This window comes from Streptantibioticus silvisoli (assembly GCF_027947535.2).
Lineage (GTDB): Bacteria > Actinomycetota > Actinomycetes > Streptomycetales > Streptomycetaceae > Streptantibioticus_C > Streptantibioticus_C silvisoli.
This window is the reverse complement of record NZ_JAAGKO020000123.1, coordinates 1-2,456: the sequence shown is the minus strand read 5'-3', so window position 1 is coordinate 2,456 and position 2,456 is coordinate 1. Positions and strand designations below refer to the sequence as shown.

At 73.2% G+C, this 2,456-nt stretch carries 2 protein-coding genes and 1 pseudogene; 2 read left to right on the top strand and 1 reads right to left on the bottom strand.

Features of this window, described 5'->3' with window-relative positions:
- The first annotated feature begins 1,339 nt into the window (after window positions 1–1,339).
- Entirely contained in the window at window positions 1,340–1,924 is a 585-nt protein-coding gene (locus tag POF43_RS34330) for a cupin domain-containing protein (RefSeq protein ID WP_271325814.1), read from the top strand.
- Window positions 1,918–2,334 (top strand): rhodanese-like domain-containing protein, encoded by a 417-nt coding sequence (locus POF43_RS34325; RefSeq protein WP_282704960.1) that lies wholly within the window; start codon window positions 1,918–1,920, stop codon window positions 2,332–2,334. Before POF43_RS34330 ends, POF43_RS34325 begins: the two co-directional genes overlap by 7 nt.
- Before the next feature lie 19 nt (window positions 2,335–2,353).
- On the opposite strand, the pseudogene POF43_RS34320 reads toward POF43_RS34325, so the two are convergent.
- Window positions 2,354–2,456 (bottom strand): annotated as a pseudogene (locus POF43_RS34320) (recombination regulator RecX); the annotation flags it as partial.

The window sequence follows — 2,456 nt, the reverse complement described above, 5'->3', positions numbered from 1 at the left end:
CCCCTGACCAGTACGCCACCGCCCCCGAACCGTACGACCCCGCCCCGGCCCCCACCGCCCCTGAAGGCTTCAGCACCACCCCGAACACCCCACCCCCGCACGCCGAACAGGAACCCGGGGGATCCCGCAGACGGTGAGGGGTTGTTCGGGGGAGGGTTGTCGCAGCGGGGGGCGTTGGAGCGGGGGATGTTGGAGCGAGGGGGTGTTGGAGCAGGGGCGGGCTGCGGGGGTGGCCGGGCCGCGCGATGGCGGACGGCGCGATGGCGGACGACGTGGGACCGAGCAGCTCGGCGCGGCGGCGGCATGCGGGGCGCGATGGTAGGCGGTCCGACGGGGCGGCAGCATGCGTGGCGCGACGTGGGCAGCGCGGCGCGGCGGCAGGCGGTCCGGTGCAGCGGTTGACGCCAGCAAGCCTTGCCGCGCGGCGCCGGGGCCGACGGCCGGTGCGGAGGCCGTGGCCACGGCGCGGTGGTCGGCGAACGACGGAGTGGCCGGCGCATGGCGCGGCGCGGGCAGCGCGGTGCGGTGGCCGACGCCAGCAAGATCGCTGCCGCTCGGCGGCAGGACTGACAACCGGTGCGGGGGCTACCCCAACGGCGTAGTGGTCGGCGAACCGCGGAGTGGCTGACCACAGCGCGGCACAGGCAGCGCAGCACGATGCGGTGGCTGACCGCACGTTGCAACGCCTGACGGCGCACCGGCAGACAAACGACGGCGTCCGCCCCCGGGGCGACGCCGGACAGCACGTTGCGAAAACTGACCGCGTGATGCGATGGCGGGCGGCGCGCCAAGACGGCCAGCGCCGCTCCGGCGCGATAGCGGGCCGCCACAAGATCGCTGACGCACGACACCAAGGCCGGCAGCCCCTGCGAACGCTGACGTACGGCGCGGCAGCAGACAAGCAACAGCCCCCTGACGCGCGTTGGCGACGTCCGGCGGAACGGCGGACGCCCACCCCCGTGGTGCGCGTAGCCGCAGCTCGGACTGTTGTAGGGCCGCAGCTCGGCCTACTGTCATGCCCACGCTCGCACCGGCGACCACTCACCGCCGCCCCGCCCAGCGGAGCGCGCCCTCGCCGCGATACCGTCAACATCCCATCTGACCTGCGGCGATAACGAAATCCGTCCGCCATGCGGGATGTCGGACAGGGCGTCTTGACCCTCCGTCGAACGGCGTGGTTCACTCCGTAACGTGACCTATACCGGCCTGCGTCTGGTGCGGAGAGTCCATCTGGACTTCCTCCGCTACGCGGGCTGCCTGTGTCGACCTTCCTGTTGATTCGCCTCTCCCCCAGCACGCCGACCGCGTGCTGCCCTCGCGATCACCGGGACGGTTTTCGATGTCTGTCTCCCTGCCCACTCCCGCTCCCGCCGTCTCCGTGCCGCCACTCCGGAACGCGGCCGCCCCGGCGCGGACACCCGTCACAACCGTCGCGCCGCCGACCCCCGAACAGCTGCTGGCCTTCGTCCGACGCACCGCCGCCGACCCCGAACTGGTCGGACGGCTACCGCTCGATCCGGAGGGCCGCACCTGGATCAGGCTTGAGGGCCCCGGCGGCAGCGAGGCGTGGCTGATCGGCTGGCCACCCGGCGCGGAGACCGGCTGGCATGATCACGGCGGTTCGCACGGAGCCTTCGCCACCGCCGCCGGCGAACTGCGTGAGGAATCCGTCGCCGTCCCCCTCCCCACCTCCGGATGGCAGTCCCTGGAGCTGGCCACAGACGTCGACCGCACCCGCCACCTCCCCGCCGGCCGGAGCCGCGCCTTCGGCACCCACCACGTCCACCAGGTCGTCAACGCCTCCGAGGAACGGCACGCGGTCTCCGTCCACGCCTACTACCCGCCGCTGCCGCTCATGCGCCGCTACAGCCGCCGCGGCCAGACCCTTCGTCTCGAACTCGTCGAACGCCCGGAGGCATGGTGACCACCACCGACCACATCTCCCCGCGCGGCATCGACGCCCTGCTCGCCACCGCCCGCTCACGCCTGAACCGCCTCACCCCGGCCCAGGCCCACGCCGCCGCGACCAGCGAAGACACCGTTCTCGTCGACATCCGCTACGCCGCCCTGCGCGATCGCGACGGCACCATCCCCGGCGCCCTCGTCGTCGAACGCAACGAACTCGAATGGCGCCTCGATCCGCTCTGCGATCACCGCCTCCCCGAGGCCACCGGCCCCGACCTGCACGTCGTCGTCATCTGCAACGAGGGCTACGCCTCCAGCCTCGCCGCCACCACCCTTCAGGACCTCGGCCTCCCCCGAGCCACCGACCTCACCGGCGGCTTCCAGGCCTGGCGGGAAGCGGGCCTCCCCGTGACACCTCCCGCCGCCTGATCCCTACCGCCCCTCCAGCCCGGCGCAGGGCGTCGGCGAGTTGCTTGCGGGTACGGGGGGTACCGGTGAGCAGCCGCAGGCAGATCGCCCGCGCCCGCTCCTCCGGGTCAGACGGTGGACCC